This is a genomic window from Bacillus haikouensis (assembly GCF_013179555.1).
Classification (GTDB): domain Bacteria; phylum Bacillota; class Bacilli; order Bacillales; family Bacillaceae_B; genus Rossellomorea; species Rossellomorea haikouensis_A.
This window is the reverse complement of the sequence record NZ_JABMCR010000447.1, coordinates 1-2,311: the sequence shown is the minus strand read 5'-3', so window position 1 is coordinate 2,311 and position 2,311 is coordinate 1. Positions and strand designations below refer to the sequence as shown.

Below are 2,311 nucleotides of genomic sequence, written 5' to 3'. Positions count from 1 at the left end.
CTGTTCATTACGGTGGACAAACATATATAGTAAAAAACATTTTTCTTATACATTAAAGGAGGAACTTTAGAATGAGTCTTATCGCAGCAGCAATCGCAGTTGGTTTAGCAGCACTTGGAGCAGGTATTGGTAACGGTCTGATCGTTGGCCGTACAGTAGAAGGAATTGCACGTCAACCGGAATTAAGAGGTACTCTTCAAACAACAATGTTCATCGGTATCGCACTAGTTGAGGCACTTCCAATCATCGGTGTAGTTATTGCCTTCATCGCTCTTGGAAGCTAATAGAACTGACACAATTAATTAATGGCGAAGTTCGTCTTGACGATTATCTTCGCCATTCCTGTGTACTGAAAGAATTCTTGCAAGTATAGATTGTTCAATTTATAAAAATAAGATCCAATCGATTCTTGAAGGGAGTGAATCGAGTATGTTAACAAACGCATTCGTTTTAGGTGCAGGTGGCGGTTTCAATAGCGGGGATATCCTTTTCCAGCTTGTCATGTTCCTGGTCCTTATGGCACTTCTTAAGAAATTTGCCTGGGGTCCATTAATGGGAATCATGCAGCAGCGTGAAGACCATATCGCCGGAGAGATTTCTGCGGCTGAACAAAGCCGTGTGGAAGCAAACAAGGTTCTGGAAGAGCAGCGTCAGCTTCTTAAAGAAGCCCGCACAGAAGCTCAGGCTATGATCGAGAACTCTAAGAAACAAGGCGTGGAGCAGCGTGAAGAAATCATCACGGTTGCACGTCAGGAAGCAGAACGTCTGAAAGAATCTGCGAAACGCGAAATTGAAACGCAAAAGGAACAAGCGGTTGCAGCACTGCAGAAACAGGTTGCATCACTATCCGTACTTATTGCTTCTAAGGTCATCGAGAAAGAACTTTCTGCTGAAGATCAACAGAAGTTAATTAACGATTATATTCAAGAGGTAGGGGAAGAGCGATGAGCTACTCTACAGTTGCAAAACGCTATGCGTTAGCTCTTTTCGAAATTGCCAAAGAACATAATCAGCTTGAAGCAATCGAAGAAGAGCTGCGTGCAGTAAGAGCGGTTTTCTTGGAGAACAGAGAATTAAGTGCTCTTTTCGAAAATCCGAAGCTTACGCTGGCGAAAAAGAAGTCAATCATCCAGGAAGCATTTCAAACAGCTTCACCGTTTGTCCTTAACACGCTCATGATCATGACGGACCGTCACCGTACGTCCGAGATCACTGGCCTGGTTGAGGGATATATCGAATTAACCAATGAAGCACGCGGAATTGCAGATGCGACTGTGTATTCTGTACGTCCGCTGACAGAAGATGAAAAGACAGCACTATCATCTTCTTTTGCTAAGAAAGTCGGAAAACAATCATTAAGAATTACCAATGTGACAGACGAACATTTACTCGGCGGCATCAAGGTTCAAATCGGAACCCGCATCTATGATGGCAGCCTGCAAGGTAAATTGACTCGTCTTGAGCGTGAACTAATTCGTTAACTTTCGTATAAATGAGGGGTGAAATTCATGAGCATCAAGGCGGAAGAAATCAGCGCGCTGATAAAAAAGCAAATTGAAAACTATCAGTCTGAGATGAAAGTAAGCGATGTAGGTACAGTTATCCAAATCGGTGACGGTATCGCTCGTGCTCATGGCCTCGACAATGTCATGGCTGGAGAGCTTGTTGAATTTTCTAACGGTGTCATGGGTATGGCACAAAACTTAGAAGAAAACAACGTTGGTATCATCATTCTCGGACCATTTACTGACATTCGTGAAGGCGATGAGGTTCGTCGTACTGGACGTATCATGGAAGTTCCAGTAGGAGAAGAACTGGTAGGACGTGTAGTAAACTCACTTGGACAGCCTGTAGACGGCCTGGGTCCGATTGCCACTACAAAAACGCGTCCAATTGAAAGCGGAGCACCTGGTGTTATGGATCGTAAATCCGTACACGAGCCGCTTCAAACAGGTATCAAAGCGATCGACGCTCTAGTTCCGATCGGCCGCGGTCAACGTGAATTAATCATCGGGGACCGTCAAACAGGTAAAACATCTGTTGCAATTGACTCGATCCTGAACCAAAAAGACCAGGATATGATCTGTATCTATGTTGCAATCGGTCAGAAAGAATCGACTGTACGTAACGCAGTGGAAACATTACGTAAGCATGGTGCCCTTGATTACACAATCGTTGTAACAGCATCAGCTGCTTCACCGGCTCCAATGCTATTCTTAGCACCTTATGCCGGTATCACGATGGGTGAAGAATTCATGCATAACGGCAAGCACGTTCTTGTTGTATATGATGATCTTTCCAAGCAGGCTTC

General features: G+C 44.3%; 4 protein-coding genes. All 4 read left to right on the top strand.

Annotation, left to right across the window (positions count from 1 at the left end; translation table 11 throughout):
• The first annotated feature begins 71 nt into the window (after positions 1-71).
• On the top strand, positions 72-284 hold the full coding sequence (gene atpE, locus HP456_RS22935) for a F0F1 ATP synthase subunit C (RefSeq protein ID WP_032086923.1): 213 nt from the start codon (positions 72-74) through the stop codon (positions 282-284).
• A 145-nt stretch (positions 285-429) separates the two neighbouring features.
• Positions 430-948 carry a F0F1 ATP synthase subunit B gene (locus tag HP456_RS22930; RefSeq protein ID WP_172255379.1) on the top strand — a complete coding sequence of 173 codons (519 nt, stop codon included), beginning with the start codon at positions 430-432 and terminating at the stop codon, positions 946-948.
• Positions 945-1,481 (top strand): F0F1 ATP synthase subunit delta, encoded by a 537-nt coding sequence (locus tag HP456_RS22925; RefSeq protein ID WP_172255377.1) that lies wholly within the window; start codon positions 945-947, stop codon positions 1,479-1,481. The genes HP456_RS22930 and HP456_RS22925 overlap by 4 nt, the downstream gene beginning before the upstream one ends.
• A 27-nt stretch (positions 1,482-1,508) precedes the next feature.
• On the top strand, positions 1,509-2,311 hold an 803-nt coding region (locus HP456_RS22920; protein WP_512698783.1), incomplete at its 3' end, for a F0F1 ATP synthase subunit alpha.